This is a genomic window from Xenophilus sp. Marseille-Q4582 (genome assembly GCF_916700565.1).
Taxonomy (GTDB): Bacteria; Pseudomonadota; Gammaproteobacteria; order Burkholderiales; family Burkholderiaceae_C; genus Xenophilus.
The window spans coordinates 804,703-826,064 of the sequence record NZ_CAKAKO010000002.1 but is presented as its reverse complement, the minus strand read 5'-3'; the positions used below and the strand labels follow the sequence as shown (position 1 = coordinate 826,064).

At 59.5% G+C, this 21,362-nt stretch carries 18 protein-coding genes and 3 pseudogenes; 5 read left to right on the top strand and 16 right to left on the bottom strand.

The genetic code is table 11. The annotated features are described in order from the left end of the window. Window positions 1-112 precede the first annotated feature (112 nt). The 10 genes and pseudogenes from LG388_RS08985 to LG388_RS08940 all read right to left on the bottom strand — a co-directional run. Window positions 113-1,333: pseudogene (locus tag LG388_RS08985) on the bottom strand (Tn3-like element IS1071 family transposase); the annotation flags it as partial. Between the two features lie 294 nt (window positions 1,334-1,627). Then, complete coding sequence (locus LG388_RS08980) at window positions 1,628-1,777, bottom strand: hypothetical protein (protein ID WP_225782783.1); 150 nt, start codon at window positions 1,775-1,777, stop codon at window positions 1,628-1,630. Window positions 1,778-2,100: 323 nt separating this feature from the next. Next, complete coding sequence (locus tag LG388_RS08975; protein ID WP_225782490.1) at window positions 2,101-3,024, bottom strand: hypothetical protein; 924 nt, start codon at window positions 3,022-3,024, stop codon at window positions 2,101-2,103. Then, the gene (locus tag LG388_RS08970) at window positions 3,021-3,851 is read right to left on the bottom strand and encodes a hypothetical protein (protein WP_225782489.1); all 831 of its coding nucleotides are present in this window, start codon (window positions 3,849-3,851) and stop codon (window positions 3,021-3,023) included. Before LG388_RS08970 ends, LG388_RS08975 begins: the two co-directional genes overlap by 4 nt. A gap of 551 nt (window positions 3,852-4,402) precedes the next feature. Continuing rightward, a complete protein-coding gene (locus tag LG388_RS08965) occupies window positions 4,403-5,725 on the bottom strand; it encodes a TRAP transporter large permease (protein ID WP_225782488.1) in 1,323 nt (440 codons plus the stop codon). Window position 5,726: 1 nt separating this feature from the next. Then, window positions 5,727-6,173, bottom strand: a complete 447-nt coding sequence (locus LG388_RS08960; RefSeq protein WP_225782487.1) for a TRAP transporter small permease — start codon at window positions 6,171-6,173, stop codon at window positions 5,727-5,729. Between the two features lie 135 nt (window positions 6,174-6,308). After that, window positions 6,309-6,881, bottom strand: a complete 573-nt coding sequence (locus LG388_RS08955) for a hypothetical protein (protein WP_225782486.1) — start codon at window positions 6,879-6,881, stop codon at window positions 6,309-6,311. A 66-nt stretch (window positions 6,882-6,947) separates the two neighbouring features. After that, the gene (gene pcaF, locus LG388_RS08950; RefSeq protein WP_225782485.1) at window positions 6,948-8,150 is read right to left on the bottom strand and encodes a 3-oxoadipyl-CoA thiolase; all 1,203 of its coding nucleotides are present in this window, start codon (window positions 8,148-8,150) and stop codon (window positions 6,948-6,950) included. A 21-nt stretch (window positions 8,151-8,171) separates the two neighbouring features. Continuing rightward, a complete protein-coding gene (locus LG388_RS08945; protein WP_225782484.1) occupies window positions 8,172-8,816 on the bottom strand; it encodes a 3-oxoacid CoA-transferase subunit B in 645 nt (214 codons plus the stop codon). 14 nt (window positions 8,817-8,830) lie between these two features. Further along, on the bottom strand, window positions 8,831-9,547 hold the full coding sequence (locus LG388_RS08940; RefSeq protein ID WP_225782483.1) for a 3-oxoacid CoA-transferase subunit A: 717 nt from the start codon (window positions 9,545-9,547) through the stop codon (window positions 8,831-8,833). Window positions 9,548-9,645: 98 nt separating this feature from the next. On the opposite strand from LG388_RS08940, the gene LG388_RS08935 reads away from it, so the two are divergent. Beyond that, a complete protein-coding gene (locus LG388_RS08935) occupies window positions 9,646-10,734 on the top strand; it encodes an IS5-like element ISCte5 family transposase (RefSeq protein ID WP_225781276.1) in 1,089 nt (362 codons plus the stop codon). 237 nt (window positions 10,735-10,971) lie between these two features. Here the strand turns inward: LG388_RS08935 and LG388_RS08930 are convergent, their stop codons facing one another. From LG388_RS08930 to LG388_RS08915, 4 genes are read right to left on the bottom strand one after another with little or no spacing between them, the layout of a single operon-like run. Then, on the bottom strand, window positions 10,972-12,048 hold the full coding sequence (locus tag LG388_RS08930) for a maleylacetate reductase (RefSeq protein ID WP_225782482.1): 1,077 nt from the start codon (window positions 12,046-12,048) through the stop codon (window positions 10,972-10,974). Next, window positions 12,045-12,434 (bottom strand): Dabb family protein, encoded by a 390-nt coding sequence (locus LG388_RS08925; protein ID WP_225782481.1) that lies wholly within the window; start codon window positions 12,432-12,434, stop codon window positions 12,045-12,047. The genes LG388_RS08930 and LG388_RS08925 overlap by 4 nt, the downstream gene beginning before the upstream one ends. Then, window positions 12,388-12,687 (bottom strand): YciI family protein, encoded by a 300-nt coding sequence (locus tag LG388_RS08920; protein ID WP_225782480.1) that lies wholly within the window; start codon window positions 12,685-12,687, stop codon window positions 12,388-12,390. Before LG388_RS08920 ends, LG388_RS08925 begins: the two co-directional genes overlap by 47 nt. 4 nt (window positions 12,688-12,691) lie before the next feature. After that, window positions 12,692-13,528: an intradiol ring-cleavage dioxygenase gene (locus tag LG388_RS08915; RefSeq protein ID WP_225782479.1), complete on the bottom strand. Its 837-nt coding sequence runs from the start codon at window positions 13,526-13,528 to the stop codon at window positions 12,692-12,694. Between the two features lie 108 nt (window positions 13,529-13,636). Between LG388_RS08915 and LG388_RS08910 the strand changes: the two genes are divergently transcribed. Further along, window positions 13,637-14,557 (top strand): LysR family transcriptional regulator, encoded by a 921-nt coding sequence (locus tag LG388_RS08910; protein WP_225782478.1) that lies wholly within the window; start codon window positions 13,637-13,639, stop codon window positions 14,555-14,557. On the opposite strand, the gene LG388_RS08905 is transcribed toward LG388_RS08910, so the two are convergent. Then, on the bottom strand, window positions 14,550-16,055 hold the full coding sequence (locus tag LG388_RS08905; RefSeq protein WP_225782477.1) for an FAD-dependent monooxygenase: 1,506 nt from the start codon (window positions 16,053-16,055) through the stop codon (window positions 14,550-14,552). The two genes, LG388_RS08910 and LG388_RS08905, sit on opposite strands and share 8 nt — an antisense overlap. 296 nt (window positions 16,056-16,351) lie before the next feature. Here LG388_RS08905 and LG388_RS08900 point away from each other — a divergent pair, with 296 nt between their 5' ends. The 3 genes and pseudogenes from LG388_RS08900 to LG388_RS08890 all read left to right on the top strand — a co-directional run. Further along, the gene (locus tag LG388_RS08900) at window positions 16,352-19,267 is read left to right on the top strand and encodes a Tn3-like element IS1071 family transposase (protein ID WP_003049965.1); all 2,916 of its coding nucleotides are present in this window, start codon (window positions 16,352-16,354) and stop codon (window positions 19,265-19,267) included. A 296-nt stretch (window positions 19,268-19,563) separates the two neighbouring features. Next, a pseudogene (locus LG388_RS08895) lies at window positions 19,564-19,740 on the top strand (transposase domain-containing protein); the annotation flags it as partial. 57 nt (window positions 19,741-19,797) lie between these two features. After that, window positions 19,798-19,998: pseudogene (locus LG388_RS08890) on the top strand (IS3 family transposase); the annotation flags it as partial. Window positions 19,999-20,159: 161 nt separating this feature from the next. Here LG388_RS08890 and LG388_RS08885 read toward each other — a convergent pair. Next, window positions 20,160-21,218: a YeiH family protein gene (locus LG388_RS08885; protein ID WP_225782476.1), complete on the bottom strand. Its 1,059-nt coding sequence runs from the start codon at window positions 21,216-21,218 to the stop codon at window positions 20,160-20,162. Window positions 21,219-21,362: the final 144 nt, after the last annotated feature.

Sequence of the window (21,362 nt, the reverse complement as noted above, 5' to 3'; positions counted from 1 at the left end):
GCAAACAGGCCGAAATGGCCGCTCCAATCGCTGCGCAGGCCAGTTTGGGCGATCCGTTTCTTCGAAATCCACGACCCTGGCGCGTTCGATGAGCATTTTTTCAACGGCCTGATAAAGCTTGCAGCTTGGCAAGGTACTCGATGGCAGGATGCTCGCCGGTGGCCTGCCAGGGCAGCTTTGCAATGGCGACGAGCAACGACCGCACGGGGCGAATTCCATCAATCAATCCCTCGCGGACCAGGGAGGCCCTGCTCGGTGGTTTGCGTTTCTGGGTTTCGGTGATCAAGGCTTCAAGACGGGCACGCAACTCAGCATCTGGCACCGCACCTTGCGCGCTCAAGGCAACAAGTTCGCCGAGCAGCGTTTTGTACATTGCGGCCCAATTGACGGTAGCGGGGACATCGGCGGCAGCCTGACGCCACAGATCGGCGATCCGGCGCTGCACCATAAGGATCAACTGGTCTGTGGTGGTGAACAGGCAATACCGAAGAAAGCATGCGACCTCCACGGTGCGCGCTGGCTCTTTGATCTTGGCTCCGGCTGAGGGCGGCCTGGAGACAAGTCGGCGCGCGTAGCGGCGCAAGATGAGATCGGGGATGTCTGCCAGGTGCTTATGAACGTCCAGCGTGTAAAGCAGGTCGATGCGCTCCAGTACCTCGCTGATTTGGCGGGTTGAGTGTTTCGCCGGTGCAGCCCATAGCCAACTCTGCTGGGTTTGTCCATCTGGGCGCAGCTCTGAAACTGAGGCTCGCCAGCGATCAAGTGTTGCTGGATCAACGCTGGCGGCGATGGCGGTGCCTGTTTCAACTTCAAGCTGGGCAAGTGCCGCCGCAATCAGTGTCCGAATTGCCCGCTCGTGCACGATCACCAGCTTGTTCTTGTACAGCCATTGACGCGCCCGCACGAGTAGCTGATCGCGGTCGGCGCAGCGCGCCACTTCGTCGCGCAGTTCACGTACCAGTGAGCGGCGCTGGTGCTCGCTCATCCACTGGAATCCAAGGACCGTGCAGGCTACTTGTTGGTGATCGAATAGCGTGCGCCCGCGTTCATACATGGCTCTCAGCGAGGCGACTTCTGGTGCTGCAATGCCAAGCTCGTTGCCAAGGTGGCGCCACAAGGCTACTGGAATTACCCGAAAGGCACCGAGCAAACGCCCACTCATGCGCAGGAAACCAATATGGAGCGCCAGACCAAGCTTGTGGGAATCACCTCGGCGTGCATTGATTGCGTCGCGCTCGGCACCATCGAAGGTGAAAAATGCCTTCATCTCGAAGTCGCTGATATCGCGGGGGAGCCCACGCATCCCCAAAAACGTTGTGTGCCAACCCTGCATCGTGAACCTCAAAAGTGGGAGGCCACCATACCCGTTTACAAAGCGAACAGGAAAGTCAATGAAATCAACGGTCTACCCAGACCACCCCCGCGCCAGTGCTAGCTTTGCGTACCGTCACTTATTGCACTGAAAACGAGGAGACCCCTTGGCACGCGGCCACAAGTTCAGCTTTGAATTGCGGGGTGTAGGTGCGGTGCGTGCGCCGCACGGTGTAACGAGGGGTTTGAGGTTCTTTGAGCATAGTGTCCACGCAAGGTTGCGTGCACACGATCTTGCTCAGACCCCCACCTCCCTTCAAGATGGGTTCGCCGTTTGCTTACGGTCCAACTCATTGATGAAGGCATCCACGATTCGAACCGTGTTGTCCTCTGCGATGAAGTCATCCAGGCACTCCGGCAGCAATGTGACTTGCTGCCTGTCCTGACCTTCGATGAATCTGGACATATTGACCTCGCTGCTCAATATGTCCACAGACTCTACCAGCTGGGTCGCAGAGGTGAGAGAGGGTTTTCACACAGCCTCCAGCGAGTGCTGTCAGTCGCTCTGGCATAGTCGGCTCAAGCTGAGGGTCGCAAAGCTGACCTTCAACCAAGCGACCGATACTTCGATGTGCGATACCGACGGGTGGAATTGCCGAGACAGTTGGCACCCTGCCGCCTCGCGCTGTGAATGATTGATTCCCATCAGAGCGGCGGACTCGAATCGCCGCACAGCTGTCCCAGCTATGCGACACTGCGCGAAAGTAAGGTTGGAATCGCCCCGGCCGTTCAAGCCAACGCAGGCTTGGCCCAGTCATAGATTTCGCGGGCAAGATCGGCGGGCTCTTGCATGCTCACGAATCGGAAACCGTCACGTTCGAGCTTCCATTCATGTTCGCCTATCGTCTCTTCGATTCGACGGAATTCGCGAGGTTCCATTGAGCTTGGATCGGGAGTCAAGAGGAACAACCCTGCGGATTCGAGGTTCTTAACCTTTCTGCATGTTTTCAGGTCAAGACCGGCTTTCAACAGGTTCAGTTCCACAGACTGCTGCGACTTGTAGACGGCAGACGCAACTGCGCCACAGCTCTTGGGAGTCATCAGATTCAAGTCGAGGTAGTGGCGATCGTTGCCATCTCCTGGGACGAGCAGACCAGGATGGTCGACCATCACAAAGCGCTCGAAATCCATGGCGGCGATTTCCTTGAGTTTCTCGTTGACGAGCTTTCTGGCTGCTGCTGTGTCGATACTCGCGAACTCTCGGACCTTCTTCACGTTCGATGGGACCATGGCGACCACATCGCTGAAAAGTCGCTCTACAGCAGCTTCCCGATCACTGCCTGAGGTGTGGACTGGCCGGGAGAGCGAAAGTACGTGGCTGTCGAATAGGATTTGACTCAAGGGAGTCTTCTCCTTGATGGCGGCTTGAAGCACACCATAGGCATAGGCCATCAATGCCTTGGCGGAACTGTGAGGGAACCCCTCCGGATAGACACAATCGAACTTCTTGAAGTCATCAAGCAGTTTGAAGTAGAGCCTTTCGTCGTCCGCCTGCACGACCACGCCAATTGGGAAGCGCTGCGGCGAAAAGATGTCGGGTTGAAACTCGATGTAGGACCACCATCCCGAGAAGCCAGGCTTGGGAGTCGCCTTTGCTGATCGCAGCAAGGCGGAGTAGTCCAGTCTTGGCCGACTCCTTGTTGTTTCGCTCATGGCGTGTTCCCCTTTGTGGCCATATCTAGAACGCCCAACTCGCTTGCCAGCCATCCTCTTTGCGAGCGTGCAGCCAGAAAGTTCATGGCGGCTGAATGCTCCGCTGCTGCTCCCGGCAGTAAGAGGTTCAGAAGGGCATTGAGCTCTGCTTGCGCGCTGGCAAGTGCTTCAGCATGACCGGCGGCGGCCCGCGTCATATCGGCCTTAAATGCCCTGACCCGCTTGTGGTCCAAGGTCTTCTCAGCATGCTTGACAAGGCAGTTGTGGTTGAAGTCCGAGGAAACCCAGAGTATGTCGTGAAGCATCGTCTCATGGTCGATGGATGCGTAACCGCCAGCCTTGTGCCGAATTACGTTGCCCATGTTTCGGTCGCGAAGCCCCGTCCACTGATCGAAAGCCGCGAACTTGCGGGCATCGTTCGAGTTCATGAAGGTCTTGTGCTCGGTGATGAACTGCATGCCCGGCCTAGATGGCGACTTCGCGTGTGAGAGCACAGAGTTGCCCGGAATGGCTTCGCTGCACCAGGCTGGGATGAAGTCGCCTTGGAAAGCGGCGCATTCGAGAGTAAGCGGCTGGCTTTTAGCAAGCCTAGCCTTGTTCACAAGAATGATGGCTCCGAATTCGGATCGGCGCAACCCCGCGTGGCCGGCAAGAACCCAGCCGAGTGCTTCGCAGAGCAGTGTCGGCTTGTCGAGCCTGGGCGCAAGTTTTACAAAACATATGCGCTCCACACCCGCATCGTCTGCCACCACTGCGATGTGAGTGGAGTTGGCCGTCGCCTTACCTGGCTGGCCGCGATATTCACGCCATGCCGATGCGTCAAGCATGGGCACTTCTACGGGGAAAGCGTGAACAGGCGCTGAAGTCTCAATGGCGGTCGCGGGCGGTGGGGCTGCAGACTGGGTATCTGGCATGGGCTTCTCCTTGAACGGGGGCTGCGCCCTTCTATTTCTCAATGTTCTATTTTTACCGCAAATGTTTACCGCAAAGTTACCCTTTTCTGATGGGCAGCATGCGGCGTGATTTACCCGCTAACGACCGCGCGGCGCGGCTCTAGGCGACTGTGAGGCTTATGCCTAGACTCGGAGTGTCGACGATTTGGGGCAATTCAGCGGCAGGTTTCGGCCATCGCCGACAGTTGCCGACCCAAAGCGTCCGACCGCAACCAGCCTTGTAGCGACACCCGTGTCTTGACCGGCAAGTCTGCAGCGAGTGCGGTCAGTCACCTGTCCCGCACGACAGTACGGTCTGCGACTTATTCCCGCCGCCCAGGACCGTGGATTTCGGTGTCGCAAGCGGCGCCGTGAACCGCTTCCTTCAAGTTAAAACACACCTGAACATATCCGAGTCATTTGATCTGTCGGGTTGACCTTCAGACTCAGGACGTCATGCGCAGCGCAATGAGCGTGATGGCCGGGAACGCCGCCAGGATGGCCGTGCGCACCAGATCACTCACCACGAAGGGCGTGACACCTCGGTAGGTCTGGGTGATGGGCGTGTCCTTGGCCATGCTGTTGATGACGAACAGGTTCATGCCCACGGGCGGTGTGATCAGACCCACCTCCACCACGATCAACACCAGAATGCCGAACCAGATGGCCGTTTCTTCCGGGTTCATGCCAAAGTCCAGGCCCATGATCATCGGGAAAAAGATCGGGATGGTCAGCAGGATCATGGACAGCGAGTCCATCACGCAGCCCAGCAGCAGGTACACCACCAGCACCGTGGTCAGCACCAGCCAGGGGCTCATGCCCAGGCCAATGACCCACTGCGCCAGTTCCTGCGGCAGTTGCGACAGCGCCAGGAAGGTGTTGTACAGGCCCGCGCCCAGCACGATCATGAAGATCATGCCCGTGGCAATGGCCGTGCCGTAGATGGAGTTTCGCAGCGTCTTGGCGTTGATGCCGCCTGCTGCCCAGGCTGCCACACCAGTGCCGAACGCGCCGACGGCCGCGCCTTCGGTGGGGGTGAAGATACCGGTGTAGATGCCGCCGACCACCGCCAGGAAGATGACCAGCACCGGCCACACCTTGAACGTGGCCTTCCAGCGTTCAGCCATGGGCATGGGGGGCATGCTGCCAGCGCTGCCGGGCTTGAGGCGAACGTACAGCGAGATCACGATGATGTAGCCCACCGCCGCTAGAATGCCCGGGATGAACGCCGCCAGGAAAAGCTTGGCAATGTTCTGTTCGGTCAGGATGGCGTAGATGACCAGAACCACGGAAGGCGGAATCAGGATGCCCAGCGTACCGCCAGCAGCCAGCGTGGCCGTGGACAGCGCACCGGAATAACCCGCGCGCTTGAGCTCCGGCAGGGCCACCTGGCCCATGGTGGCAGCCGTGGCCAGCGACGAGCCGCAGATGGCACCGAAACCGGCGCAAGCGCCGATGGCTGCCATGGCCACACCGCCCTTGCGGTGGCCCACCCAGGCTTCAGCCGCCTTGAACAGCGCCTGCGACAAGCCGCCGAGCGCGGCAAACTGCCCCATCAGCAAGAACAGCGGGATCACCGACAGGTTGTAGTTGGAGAACGTGCTGTAGGTGACCTGCTTGAGCTGGTTGAGGATGGGTGCGTGCGAGCCGTAGATGAAGTACGCCCCCACCAGGCCGCAGACCGCCATGGCCAGGCCAATGGGCACGCGAATGAAAATCAGAGCCAGCAGGACCGGAAAGGACCAGGAGGCGAGTTCAATACCAGTCATGTCAATGTCCTCCGGTGGATTCAACCGTCCAGCCTGGCGGGTACTTGGCCAGGCCAAACTGGATCAGGGTCTTGGCGATGTACGACAGGCAACCGATGACGGCGCCCACCATGCACAGCGCATACGCCCACCACACCGGCATCTGCAGGATGAAGGTGGTTTCAAAGTATTCACGCTTTTCCAGCATGCCCTCCCACAGCATCCATGTCAGTGCCAGCCACAGCACCAGCATGATCACGTCGCTGAAGGTGTCCACCAGCCATTTCATCGACTTGGGCAGGTGCATGTAGAACAGGTCCACCGTGGCATGCCCGCCTTTGAGGTAGCACCAAGGCAGAAAGAAGAACACCGCCAAGGCCGTGCCCACTTCGACCATTTCAAAGTCGCCCGGCACAGGGCCCAGCCCCACGCCAATGAGCGCACGGCCGGTGATGCTCGCCACGCTCATGAGGGTGATGGCACACAGCACCAACCCGCCCACAATGGCAGACCACTTCGCGCTCCGGAATATCCAGGCCATCATGTCGTCGTCCTTAAAAGAACGCGCATGGCCACCATGGCCATGCGCGATTTCGGTAATCGCTTATCGGTTGTATTTGGCGATCAGCGCGCGAGCCTCGCTGGCCAGCTTTTTGCCATCAATGCCTTTCTTGGCCACTTCCGTCACCCAGTCGCTTTCCACGGAGCTGGCGGTGCGCAGCCAGCGCTGCGTCTCGGCCGCGTCCAGAGTTACCAGATTGTTGCCAGCCTTGGCCGCGATGTCACGGCCAGCCTTGTCGCCCTCGTCCATGGCACGGCCGAACATGGCAGCGGCTTCCAGGCCGGAGTTGTTGTCGATCACCTTCTTCAGGTCGGGCGGCAGCTTGTCGTAGGTGGCCTTGTTCATGCTGAAGGCGAAGGCCACGCCGTCCTTGGCCTGGTCGAACAGTTGCGCGGGCGAGCCGCCCATTTGCATGGCGTGGAACATCTGCACCTTGATCTTGCCGCCAGACTCTTTTTCGACCTTCTGCGCCCAAGGAATGATGGCCTTGGCCGGAATGGTGGCCTGCGGCGGGAGGAACTGGTGCAGACGCAGGGTGACCTGCTGCGCCATCGCGCTGCCTGCAAAGAGTGTTGCGCACACCAGACCGATGGCGCGGAACTTGAGCTTTTTCATGGGGAAGTCTCCTTAAAGATATAAGTCAATAACGCAGAAAGCTTTCAGCAGATCAAAATTTCAACCTCATACCCGCTCGATGACGATTGCAATTCCCTGCCCCACGCCAATGCACATGGTGCACAGCGCGTAGCGGCCACCGGTGGTGTGCAACCGGTTGATAGCAGTGGTGGCCAGCCGCGCGCCCGAGGCCCCCAGCGGATGGCCCAGCGCAATGGCGCCGCCCCAGGCATTGACGCGCGGGTCATCGTCTTGCAAGCCCAGCAGGCGCAGCACCGCCAGGCCCTGCGCAGCAAAAGCTTCGTTGAGCTCGATCACGTCCATCTGGGCCAGCGTCAACCCGGTCTGGGCCAGCACCTTCTGCGTGGCCGGGGCCGGGCCAATGCCCATGATGCGTGGCGCCACCCCTGCAGTGGCCATACCCACAACGCGGGCCTTCGGCGTCAGGCCGTTCCTGGCAGCAGTGGCTTCGTCGGCCAGGATCAGTGCACAGGCGCCATCGTTCACGCCCGAGGCGTTACCGGCGGTCACCGTGCCGTCAGTGCGCACCACACCCTTGAGCTTGGCCAGCGCTTCCAGGCTGGTCTTGCGCGGGTGCTCGTCCGTATCCACCACGATGGCGTCGCCCTTCTTCTGCGGGATGGTGACGGCGCAGATCTCGCGCGCCAGGTGGCCTGCCTCGATGGCAGCCACCGCACGCAACTGGCTGTTGAGCGCCATCAGGTCCTGCGCTTCACGCTCGATGTTGAAGTCCACCGCCACGTTCTCGGCAGTCTCGGGCATGGAGTCCACGCCGTACTTGTCTTTCATCAGCTTGTTGATGAAGCGCCAGCCGATGGTGGTGTCATAGACCGCGTTCGCGCGGCTGAAGGCCGATTCGGCTTTGGGCATGACGAAGGGCGCACGGCTCATGCTCTCCACACCGCCTGCGATCATCAGGCCCGACTCACCGGCCTTGATGGCACGCGCCGCAGTGCCAATAGCGTCCAGCCCCGAGCCGCACAGGCGGTTGACGGTAGCGCCTGGCACCTCCAGCGGCAAGCCAGCGAGCAGGCTGCTCATGCGCGCAACGTTGCGGTTGTCTTCGCCCGCCTGGTTGGCACAGCCGTAGATCACATCGGTCACAGCAGCCCAATCGACGTTGGGGTTGCGGGCCATCAGTGCCCGCAGCGGTACGGCGCCAAGGTCGTCGGCCCGTACCGAAGACAAGGCACCACCGTAGCGGCCGAAGGGGGTGCGGATGGCGTCACAGATAAAAGCTTGATTCATGGCAGTCATGTCGTGTGTCTGTCAGGCCTGTACCGGCAGGCCAATGAGGTGTTCCAGCTCGGTGTGTTCAAGCCCTTCGACCTTGTCAATGAGCCTGAGGCCAGACGGTGTGCACTCCAGCGTCGCCAGATCGGCATAGATGCGCTTGACACAGCCGATACCGGTCAGCGGATAAGTACAGGACTGAACCACCTTGCTCTGCCCCTGTTTGGTCAGCAGGTCCATCATGACCCACGTCTCCTTGGCCCCCACGGCCAGGTCCATGGCGCCACCCACGGCGGGGATGGCACCGGCTTCGCCCGTGCTCCAGTTGGCCAGGTCACCGGTGGCCGACACCTGGAAAGCACCGAGCACGCTGATGTCCAGGTGGCCGCCGCGCATCATGGCAAAGCTGTCGGCGTGGTGAAAGTACGCGCCACCGGGCAGCAGGGTCACGGGCTGTTTGCCTGCGTTGATCAGGTCGTAGTCTTCATCGCCTGCGGCAGGCGCCGGGCCCATGCCCAGGATGCCGTTCTCGCTGTGCAGCACGACCTCCATGCCTTCGGGCAGGTAGTTGGCCACCAACGTGGGCTGGCCGATGCCGAGGTTCACATAGGCACCGTCGAATATGTCCTGCGCCACGCGCTGGGCCAGTTCCTGTTTGCTGCGTTTGGTGTAGTTGCTCATGGAAAAGACTCCTCTCAGGCTGCTCGCTTGAAGCCACCGGCCTGTGTGGCGACACGCTCGATCTTGACGATCCTGGACACGAAGATGCCCGGGGTGACGATGGCTTCGGGGTCGAGCTGGCCAAGCTCCAGGACCTCGTGCACGGTGGCAACGGTTCGCTTGGCGGCGGTGGCCATGACGGGGCCAAAGTTGCGCGCGGCCTTGCGGTAGGTCAGGTTGCCCCAGCGGTCACCCGTCTCGGCCTTGATGAGCGCCAAGTCTCCGTGAATAGGGTACTCCAGCACGTAGTCGCGGCCGTTGATGCGCCGGGTTTCCTTTGGCGTGCCGTCCGCGTTGAGCGCGAGTTCGGTGCCAAAGCCGGTTGGTGTGAAGAATGCACCCACACCTGCGCCTGCGGCGCGAAGACGTTCGGCCAGGTTGCCCTGGGGTACAAGCTCTAGTTCAATCTTTCCGCTGCGGTACAGCTCGTCAAACACCCAGGAGTCGGTCTGGCGTGGGAACGAGCAGATGATCTTGCGCACGCGCCCTGCCTTGAGCAGCGCCGCCAGCCCGCTGTCGCCATTGCCCGCGTTGTTGTTGACCACCGTGAGCTCGCGCGCGCCTTGCTCAATCAGGCCTTCGATGAGTTCGTTGGGGATGCCCGCCGTGCCAAAGCCGCCGATCAATACGGTTGAGCCATCGGCAACCCCAGTGAGCGCCTCGGCAATGGAAGGTGAGATTTTGTTGATCATGGGAGTCCATCTCTAGCAGGCCGTTGAAAAATCCCCTGCGAGCGTCCGCGTCGGCCGCTACGATCTGAAGCCATCCCGGAACAACTGCGACAAGAAAGATGAGAGGCAACCAAGACTTCCAGGGGGCGATGTTTAGCTACATCAGCCTTGAAGAAAGAGTGCCAGCGGCACACCCGCTGCGCAAGTTGCGCGCCGTGGTGGATGCGCTGCTGTCGAGCATGAACAGCGAGTTCGAAGCGGTGTACGCCCGCCGTGGCCGCCCCTCGGTGCCGCCGGAGATGCTGCTCAAGGCCTTGCTGCTGCAAATCCTGTTCTCCATCCGCAGCGAACGCCAGCTGGTCGAGGCGGTCAACTACAACCTGCTGTACCGCTGGTTCGTGGGCCTGAACATTGAAGACAAGGTCTGGGACCACTCCACCTTCAGCGCCAACCGCGAACGCCTCTTCAACGAAGACCTGGCGCGCGCCTTCTTCGAGCGCGTCAAGCTCAGCGCCCAGTGGGGCCGGCTTGCCAGCGACGAACACTTCAGCGTGGACGGCACGCTGATTGAGGCCTGGGCCTCGCACAAGAGTTTCAAACGCAAAGACGACGACAGCGGCACGCCACCCGGACGCAACCCCGAGGTGAACTTCAAAGGGCAGGAGCGCTGCAACGACACCCACGCCAGCACCACCGATGCCGATGCCCGGCTGTTCAAGAAGAGCGCGGGCGACAAATCTCGCCTGTGCCACATGGGGCACATCCTCATGGAGAACCGCAACGGGCTGATCGTGGATGTGGAGATCACACATGCCAGTGGCACCGCCGAGCGCGAGGCGGCGCTGGCGATGCTCAAACGCCGGGGAAACAAGAACAAGCGGGCCACGGTCGGGGCCGACAAAGGTTACGACAGCCAGGCCTTCATCAAGGGCTGCCGAAAGCTCAAAGTCACGCCACACGTGGCGGCCAAGGACAAGCACTCGGCGGTCGATGGCCGCATCCGGCGCCACGAGGGCTACAAGACCAGCCTCAAAGTGCGCAAGCGCATCGAGGAGGCCTTTGGCTGGATCAAGACAGTGGGTGGTCTGGCCAAGACCAAATTGATCGGTCAGGCCAAGCTCGCGGGCCAGGCGCTGCTGTGCTTTGCCACCTACAACCTGGTGCGCATGGGCAGTCTGGGCGGCTGGTGGGACGCGCATCATGCGTGAACCATGGGATACGTGCGCCCGGAACGGGCAAAACGGCCTGCAAACAGGCCGAAATGGCCGCTCCAATCGCTGCGCAGGCCAGTTTGGGCGATCCGTTTCTTCGAAATCCACGACCCTGGCGCGTTCGATGAGCATTTTTTCAACGGCCTGCTAGAAAAACAGGTGCACTTCCCCTTGGCGTTCGCGAACGAACACCCTGTAAGGGGGCGTGCCTAGGCCCTCGTGGGCCGAAGGCCGTCAGTCCGGCCGGATGCCTTCGTAAGCGCGTTGGAGCAGGTCGCGTATCTCGCCACGCTGTGCTGCTCCGAACGGGCGAGGGTTCCAGTACGGGTTGCTCACAGCAATCTCGGCTGCCCGGTCCAGGTCAGCCTCGTTCATGCCGATGTCCTTGAGTGCTACGGGAGCCCCGTTGGTGTGGGCCAGGTCAAAAAGGCCCGCTGCGGCACTGGCTCGGCCAGTTGCGCCCAAGGCGCGTTCGATGCGCCGCATTGCCTCGGGTGCGGCCGCTGCGTTGAATGCCATCGCCTGTGGCAGCACGACGGTGTGAACCTCCGCGTGCGGAAGGTTGAAGCTGCCTCCAAGGGTGTGACACAGCTTGTGGTGCAGCGCCATGCCCACGTTACCCAGCACCGAGCCGCAGAGCCAGGCGCCGTAAAGTGCATCGCCGCGTGCAGCCACGTCATCAGCGCGCTGGTGAATCACTGGGAGCGCCTGCGCAATGGCGCGGATACCTTCTTCGGCCATCAGATCCATCACCGGATTGCTGTCCTGGGCATACAGGCCTTCGGCTGCATGTGCAATAGCGTTCATGCCGCTGGTCACGCTCATGGCCACCGGTAGGGTCAGGGTCAGTTCAGGGTCGTAGATGACGGTGCGCGGCAGCACGCGTGGGTCTTTACCGGTCTTCTTGAGACCCGCCTCAGTGATGCCGTAGATCGGCGTCATTTCGCTGCCTGCGTAAGTAGTGGGAATGGCCAGAATGGGCAATCCTGAATCCAGGGCAATCGCCTTGCCAAGCCCAGTGGTGGAACCGCCACCAATTGCGATGGCACAGTCGGCACCAAGTCGGCGTGCCTCGTCCCGCGCTTCCCGGGCGGTTTCGATGGGGACATGCATCACCGCTCGCGGGAAGATTCCTGTAGCCCGGTTGCCCAGGCGATCGGCCACCATCTGAGCCTGCGCCGCCTGTTCCGGGGTGGACAGCACCAAGGCCCGCTTGGCACCCAACAGCTCGATCTCTCGCTCCAGGTGAGCCAGCGAACCTGGGCCGAACACCACACGCGAGGGTTGGCCGTTGTAAACAAAATCTTTCATGTCAATTCCTTTGCGCGCACATCGGATGGGACCACGGCGTAGTCCACTTGGTGGCGGGCGATGCGCATGTCGCCAATTTCTGCTTTTACCCTGAGATGTTCTGGATGGATGGCGTAGTCGTCGAGAGCGGATTGCGACTCGAACTCGCTGTAGAGAACTACATCGCAGGCGTAGTCCACGCCGCTGCTGTCCACGCCAATCTCCAAGTGCAGCAGTCCTGGGATGCGGCCCCGCAGGCTGAGGAAGCTCTGCGTCAGTCGTTCGACGTTGCGTTGTTTGGATAGGGGCGTGTCGCCTGCCAGCTTCCACATGACGATGTGCCTGATCACATTTCTTCCTTCATGTGGGAAATCCCGCCTTTTGGGGCCACAGGTTGACAAAGGCATGTACCGATGTGCTTGCAAAGATGCCCGCTTTCAGAAAAGGCTCTTGTGCCAACCAGTCTTGAGCTGTCTGTCGATCGGGGAAGTCAATCACCAGCAAACTGCCCAGCATGGTGCTGCCGTCATCTGTTACCAGCGGCCCTGCAAAGGCAATGTGTTCTTGCACTTTAGCCAAGTAGGTTTTGTGGACCGGGCGAATTTGCTGACGCAACTCGGCGGTCCCAGGCTTGTCCATCAGTGTGAAGGCATACAACATGGTGTCACCGGGTTCTCGTCGGGTTCAACACGAAGTCGTACTCCATTAGGTAGCTTCCATCCGTCTGCTGTACCCAGTCGCACACCAGCGACTGGCGAACGCCAAACACCGCATCGGAGTCGAGGTAGTCGCTGTGGTCGCGAAAGACATGAGTGATCAGCGTTTCGTAGCCGGGTGCTTTCACCATGAAGTGCAGATGCGCAGGGCGCCAGGGGTGGCGTCCCGTAGCTTCCAACATCTGACCCACAGGTCCGTCGTGGGGAATTGCGTACGGGACCGCCACGATGGAACGGAAGTGGTATTTGCCCTCTGCATCCGCTGTCACGATGCCGCGCGCCTGTGCATGACCAAGATCCGCGTGCTGTACGTCATACAGTCCGTCATCATCCGACTGCCAGACGTCCATGACGGCGCCGGGGATGGGCTGGCCGTCGATCCCTTTCACCGTGCCACGCACCGTGCAGGGCGTACCTTTGGCGCCGTTGGCAATGTCGTCACCCAGCTCGTAGTGGGGGGCGCCCTCCACATGGAAGGGGCCAAACACAGTGGCTTCGGTACAACCCGCAGGCTTGTCGTTGTTCATCGCGACGGTCAGCATTGACAAGCCGAGAACGTCTGACAGCAGTATGAACTCCTGGCGTTTGTCGTCTGTGATATGGCCACACCTTGTCAGGAAGTCAATGCCCTGGAACCATTCTTCCTCGGTCAGCTTCACGTCCCGGGCAAAGGCGTGCAGGTGCTGGACCAGGCTCGTCATGATTTCTTTGAGCCGAGCGTCAGGCGTTTTGGCGAAGCTGGCAATGACTGCCTGTGTGATGTTGTCTTGGTTGAGGTTGCGCATGGCTTGTTTGCAGTTGGCAGTGTTGAGTTGCCATGACCTGAACTCTATAATTTCAAAAAGATTTCTCAAATATCAAAATGGGAAATTACTTTTCCGAAAGATGGAAAAATGGATCGGTTCACAGAAATGGCGCTCTTTGTGGAGGTTGCCGATCGAGGCAGTCTCGGTGCGGCTGCAGAGGCCTTGGGACTGTCCAATCCAGCGGCCACTCGTTACTTGGCTTCGCTGGAAGAGCGCCTGCAGGTCCGTCTAGTCGAGCGCAACACGCGTCGGCTCTACCTGACCAGTGAGGGGCAGGATTTCTTGGAGCGGGCTCGTCACGTCCTAACTGAGTTGCGCGACGCAGAGGCGGCAATACATCAAACCACGCTGAACCCGTCGGGGGTGTTACGTGTGAGTGCTTCGCTGTCGTTCGCCATGCAACTCATCGCCCCGCGATTGCCGAAGTACCATCAGCGGTATTCACAAGTAAGAGTGCATGTTGAAACTGCGAACCGCTACTTGGACATCATTGACAACGGTATTGACGTAGCCATACGGACGCGTGAGTATGAGCCTGACAGCACCATAACCATTAGGCGTCTAGCTTCGACGCGCCGCATATTGGCGGCGTCTCCCGCTTATCTGGCCCAAAGGGGGCGTCCACAGTTCCCATCAGACCTGACTGACCACAATGTTCTTGTCTACTTGCACGCCAACCACCCCAACGAACTGAAGTTCAGTCGTGGAGGCGAAAGTCAGACGGTGAATGTCCAGGGGGTGTTGGAGTCCAACGACGGGCAGGTATTGCGTGCTGCTGCACTTAGTGGCTTGGGTATCCTCGTGCAACCTAGTTATATCGTCTATGAGGATATCGTCGCCGGACGCCTCGTACCCGTACTCGGTGACTGGGATCTGCCACGTTTGCAAATCAACATCGCATATCCCAGCCGAAAGCACCTGTCAGCGAAAGTCCGATCCTTCATTGACTTCATGGTGGATGAGTTCGCGACCCACGAGTACGAAAGAAAGTGGACTGGTCTTATGTGATTCGATGTATTCCCAGGGCAAGGGACAGAACCTGCTGGCCATCTTCATCGGAGGCCCCTCGCCAGGCGACGATCTGATCAGGGCGTATCAATACCAGTGGTGATTCGTATAGCTCCAGTAACTGCTGGGCGGGCAAACGGACCACCTTCAGGTCGATGCCCATAGACTGGGCCGCGTTCTTGAAGCCATCGGTTGCCGGGTCGGTTGCACCGAGGGCGAGCAATGTCCACTCGGTGTGGAATGTGTCGTACAGGGAACGGCCATCTTCCAGCCATGCATGGGGCGGGCGCCCCCCAGGACTGGCGGTGGGCACGTAGTCATTGGGTTCGTCGGGAGGTAGGTCCACACCGTCCTGCGCGATGATGGGCGAGTCGCCGTAGCGACCTCCAAAAGTCACGCCGGGGATGTTGAATTCAAGCCGGGCATGGCGGTTGAGGTACTCAGAGGCCTTGGCTCGCTCTTCGTTACCTTGTGCGGAGTCATCGTCCAGCTCAGGCTTCGCAGAGAAAAGACCGACGGAGTCAGCAAAGTGCCGGGCGTAGCCTGTGTTGCGCTGCGCGAGCGGTCGACGCTCTGCCTCATAAGTGTCTAGTAGCGTCAGCGTTGCATGCCCCCGGATTACGCTGGCCAGCTTCCAGGCGAGATTGACCGCGTCTTCCACCGCTGTGTTGTAGCCCAAGCCCCCTGTGGGCGTGAACAAATGGGCTGCATCACCGGCAATGAACACTCGTCCGCGCTGGAATTTTTCTGCAACCAAGGCATGCCCTGCCAGCCAAGTGCCCATGGACAGAATTTCGATCGGAATGTCAGCGCCCATTGCTTCTGAGAATACCCGTTTCGCATCCTTTTCCGTCCATGTGTCTGCGTCTTCTCCCGGTTTGATTGCTGCATGGAACGCATATTCGGCCACGCCGTCCACCGACGCCATGAACGAGCGTCGTTGGTAGTTGACCGCGACGTACATCCAGGCTTTAGGGTAACGTAGCAAGGACAGGAACTGGGGCGCGCGCAAATACAACGCGAACATTTTCCCGCCCATGAACTCCCTCTGGATCCCGGTTTCTCCTCCCCAGGGGATGCCCAGTTGGTTCCTCACGAGGCTTCGCGCACCGTCTGCGCCAACGAGGAACTTGGCTGTAACCCTTGCAGGTGTTCCGCCCGCCGTTGGGCGTACGGATGCGCTTACACAGTCGCCTTGGTCTTCAAAGTCCTCTAGCGTCCAGCCATACCGAACGTCATTGCAGTCAGGGGCCTCGGCATGTCGGCGAAGCACCTGCTCAACGAACTTCTGGGACACGCGGTGTGGCAGCTCAGCCGCACTCCAAGAGCCCGACATTGTCTTGATTTTTTTCACTGCTTGCGCGGCGGTAGGTAGACTGATACGAGCCAGTTCGTGATGGGCATACCGTGTGAAATAAGCGATGTCAGTCGGATGATCTGGAGGCAAACCCATGGCTCGGATCTCGTGTGCAAAGCCCAGTCGACGGAAGTGCTCCATGGGGTCTCCTCGTTTTCAGTGCAATAAGTGACGGTACGAAAAGCTAGCACTGGCGCGGAGGTGGTGTTGGTAGATCGTTGATTTCATTGACTTTCCTGTTCACTTTCAAATCTGCGATTCGTGGCGTCAAACCGTGGTCGGTTTCATCCATGGGGTCTCCTCGTTTTCAGTGCAATAAGTGACGGTACGCAAAGCTAGCACTGGCGCGGGGGTGGTCTGGGTAGACCGTTGATTTCATTGACTTTCCTGTTCGCTTTGTAAACGGGTATGGTGGCCTCCCACTTTTGAGGTTCACGATGCAGGGTTGGCACACAACGTTTTTGGGGATGCGTGGGCTCCCCCGCGATATCAGCGACTTCGAGATGAAGGCATTTTTCACCTTCGATGGTGCCGAGCGCGACGCAATCAATGCACGCCGAGGTGATTCCCACAAGCTTGGTCTGGCGCTCCATATTGGTTTCCTGCGCATGAGTGGGCGTTTGCTCGGTGCCTTTCGGGTAATTCCAGTAGCCTTGTGGCGCCACCTTGGCAACGAGCTTGGCATTGCAGCACCAGAAGTCGCCTCGCTGAGAGCCATGTATGAACGCGGGCGCACGCTATTCGATCACCAACAAGTAGCCTGCACGGTCCTTGGATTCCAGTGGATGAGCGAGCACCAGCGCCGCTCACTGGTACGTGAACTGCGCGACGAAGTGGCGCGCTGCGCCGACCGCGATCAGCTACTCGTGCGGGCGCGTCAATGGCTGTACAAGAACAAGCTGGTGATCGTGCACGAGCGGGCAATTCGGACACTGATTGCGGCGGCACTTGCCCAGCTTGAAGTTGAAACAGGCACCGCCATCGCCGCCAGCGTTGATCCAGCAACACTTGATCGCTGGCGAGCCTCAGTTTCAGAGCTGCGCCCAGATGGACAAACCCAGCAGAGTTGGCTATGGGCTGCACCGGCGAAACACTCAACCCGCCAAATCAGCGAGGTACTGGAGCGCATCGACCTGCTTTACACGCTGGACGTTCATAAGCACCTGGCAGACATCCCCGATCTCATCTTGCGCCGCTACGCGCGCCGACTTGTCTCCAGGCCGCCCTCAGCCGGAGCCAAGATCAAAGAGCCAGCGCGCACCGTGGAGGTCGCATGCTTTCTTCGGTATTGCCTGTTCACCACCACAGACCAGTTGATCCTTATGGTGCAGCGCCGGATCGCCGATCTGTGGCGTCAGGCTGCCGCCGATGTCCCCGCTACCGTCAATTGGGCCGCAATGTACAAAACGCTGCTCGGCGAACTTGTTGCCTTGAGCGCGCAAGGTGCGGTGCCAGATGCTGAGTTGCGTGCCCGTCTTGAAGCCTTGATCACCGAAACCCAGAAACGCAAACCACCGAGCAGGGCCTCCCTGGTCCGCGAGGGATTGATTGATGGAATTCGCCCCGTGCGGTCGTTGCTCGTCGCCATTGCAAAGCTGCCCTGGCAGGCCACCGGCGAGCATCCTGCCATCGAGTACCTTGCCAAGCTGCAAGCTTTATATCTCAAAGGATCCAGAAAGCTGCCAGTTGAAGTGGTGGCACCAAGTCTGGGAATGATCTGGCAGGTTTCGATCTCCAGCCCAGACCGGGAACGGGCGTTTCAGGCGTTGGAGGTGGCCACCCTGTTTGCCCTGCGCCGCGCGGTGCGCAATGGCTCGGTCTGGATTGAGCACAGCCTGAGCTTTCGGGGTCGTGCGCGCTTGTTCTTCACGGACGAGCGTTGGCAGGCAGAGTCCAAGAAACACTATGCCCGTCTATCGTTACCCAGCAAGGCTGCCACTTTCTTGAAGCCTTTGCTGGCCAGAGTAACTGCCGGTGTCGATGCGGTGGCCGCTGCAGCCCGCAGTGGCGTACTGCGCGTGGATGATGAACTCCATTTGTCGCCATTGCCCGCAGAGGACGAAGACCCAGAAGTGACCAAGCTGCGCGCGGCTTTGGATCACCGCATCGGTGAGGTTCAATTGCCGGAAGTGATTCTGGCCGTTGACGCCCAGGTGCGCTTTAGCTGGATCATGCTCGGACGTGAGCCGCGCTCTACCGACGAGCTGCTGATGGTCTATGCCGGCATCATGGCCCACGGCACCAGTCTGACTGCGGTCGAATGCGCGCGCATGATTCCGCAATTGTCTGCCACCAGCATTCGCCAGGCCATGCGCTGGGCGCGGGACGAACGGCGTCTGAGCCAGGCCTGCCAGGCTGTGCTGGAATTCATGCAGCGACACCCGATTGCCGCCACCTGGGGGCGGTCCGATTTGGCATCTTCTGACATGATGAGCATGGAGACCACCAAACGGGTGTGGCAAGCCCGGCTTGATCCTCGGCGCAACACACCTTCCATTGGAATCTACTCCCATGTAAAAGACCGGTGGGGCATCTTCCATGCGCAGCCCTTTGTGCTCAATGAGCGCCAGGCGGGCGTGGCCATTGAAGGTGTCATCCGCCAAGAAAAGCTGGAGACCAGCCAGCTTGCTGTGGATACCCATGGCTACACCGACTTTGCCATGTCACATGCCCGTTTGCTTGGTTTTGATCTTTGCCCGCGGTTGAAGGAACTCAAACAGCGCCACCTCTTTGTGCCACGCGGCACCAAAGTGCCCGCAGAAATCGCTGCGGTGTGCGAAGCCAATGTCGACGTCGCTTTGATCGAAAAGCATTGGGATAGTCTGGTGCACCTGGCAGCCTCGGTCATGAGCGGACATGCCAGTGCGGTGGCAGCTCTTGCGCGGTTCGGTTCTGCCGCCCAGGGCGATCCAATCTATGAGGCTGGCGTGCAATTGGGGCGGTTGCTGCGTACGGCGTTTTTGGCTGACTACTTTGTCAAGGACGCTTTCAGGAACGAGTTGCGCCGGGTGCTCAATCGGGGCGAGGCTGTTAACGCCCTCAAGCGCGCCATTTATACCGGCCGGATCAGCCCGGCGCAGGCCAAACGTGTCGATGAAATGCAGGCTGTGGCCGATGCGTTGAGCCTGATGGCCAACATCGTGATGGCGTGGAATACCTCACAGATGCAGGCGGTCCTGGATCGCTGGTCGAACCGCCGCCAGGTCATTCCACCGGAACTGATCGGGAAGATTGCGCCCACCAGGCTGGAGAGCATCAACTTGCGGGGTGTGTTTCGCTTCCCGGTTGACCGCTATGCTGACCAAATCCTGCCTTCGCGGCCAAATGCATCGATAACTGGCACCAATGGATGAAACCGACCACGGTTTGACGCCACGAATCGCAGATTTGAAAGTGAACAGGAAAGTCAATGAAATCAACGATCTACCAACACCACCTCCGCGCCAGTGCTAGCTTTTCGTACCGTCACTTATTGCACTGAAAACGAGGAGACCCCAACTGGCACCAATGGATGAAACCGACCACGGTTTGACGCCACGAATCGCAGATTTGAAAGTGAACAGGAAAGTCAATGAAATCAACGATCTACCAACACCACCTCCGCGCCAGTGCTAGCTTTTCGTACCGTCACTTATTGCACTGAAAACGAGGAGACCCCAGAGCTGGCCAGCGTGCGGCTGCGGTCATGAGCCTGATTCAGAGTGCCAAGCTCAATGGGCATGACCCGTATGCCTATCTGAAAGATGTGCTGCAGCGCCTGCCCACGCACAAGAACAATCAGATCACAGAACTACTGCCTCATCGCTGGCAGCCACTTCCCTCGTAACTGCAGTTCAGTACCGCCACGTCGACCGCGTCAAGGTGTATTCGCCGGGTGCTTACCTTCTTTCTGAATTTGAAGACAGAGCGCGTTTGGCAAAAAGATTACGCCAACCATGCCGAGGCCACACAAGACGTGGCGGACTACATTGTGAATTTTTACAACGCACAGCGCTTGCATTCAACACTGGGTAACTTGTCACCCATTGCTTTCGAGCATCAATCGGCAATTAAAAAACCTATTGAAGTGTCTGAAAAGACTTGACCGCCACAACGTGTCGTTGAAGCGCTCAATGTGGCCGAGCCACCTTGCAAGGCTTTAGCGCGAATCTGGCGCACGAAGGCGTTCGGCTTCAGCGCCAAGACCAAAAGTATCGCGAGGGAAGTTGCTCCCAAGCGCTCGCCCCGATTTGAGCGAGTGACCCTTCAGAAATGCCCCTGCTCGCGAGCGTAGATCGCCAGCAGCACAAAGGCTGCCATCCAGACAGTTTCAACCACCAACAGGGTAAACGGTTTCCAGCCGGATTTGGCCAGTTCCTGGAATGAGGTCTTGATGCCCAGCGCGGAAATAGCCACCACCAGACACAGGCGTGAGAGATCGTTCATCCCCTTGCCCACCTCGGTCGGTACGAAACCAAGCGAGTTGATCCCCACCAAGAAAACGAACACCCAGAGGAACCACGGCACCAGAGGCTGCTTTTTGATGGCAGTCAGACCGCCGGCTGCTGACCTGTCATGCTCAAGCTGCTCTCGCTCAGTCTTGAACATGGTCGAGACCACCACCACCACCACCGCCAACATGGCGACGCGGAACAGCTTGACGATGGTCGCGTAGTCACCGGTTGGATGGTCGATGGTGTAGCCCGCGCCGACCACCTGGGCCACGTCGTGGATGGTGCCACCCAGGAACAGACCCGCCAGTTCGGGCGGCAGTTTGAGTGCGACTGCAATCAGCGGGTAGAAAACCATGGCCACGGTGGACAGCACCGTCACCGTCACCACCACGGTCAGGGTGAAGCGTTCGCTTTCCTTGTTATGCGGCAACACCGACGAGATCGCTAAGGCCGCCGAGGCGCCGCATATTGCCACCGAACCACCAGAGAGCACGCCTCGGGCTGGGTTCAGTCCCAGACGTTTGCCCAGAAAATACCCCAGCAGCATAGTGGAGGCCACCGCAACGATCACGATCGCCGCAGTCGACCAGCCCAGACCAGCGATCTGCGTGGCGGTGATGCGCGCGCCGAGCAAGCCCACGCCTAGACGCAACACGTTGCGCGAGCAGAACTCAATGCCGGGCTTGGCTTTGGGGTCTGCGCTCAGGTAATGAAAAGCGACGCCGAAAAACAGTGCGTAGAGCAGCTGCGGACCACCGTGCAGGGTCGAAACCAGGGTGGCGGCCATGGCCACCACGCCGGCCAGCATTGTGCCGGGCAGCACATTCATGGCGAACTTCATCGGTTGAAACACGTTGTCAACGGCGCTCATGCTTTGGCTCCTCTACCGTCTATGCTCACCAGGTCAGCCCACGAGCCGTCGAGCACCGCGAAGGTGATTTGACTGTTGCCGTGCCTATGAGACCCATTCGGAACGGTGGTGCGCGGTTGATCGGCTCAGTAGCCAGCCACACAG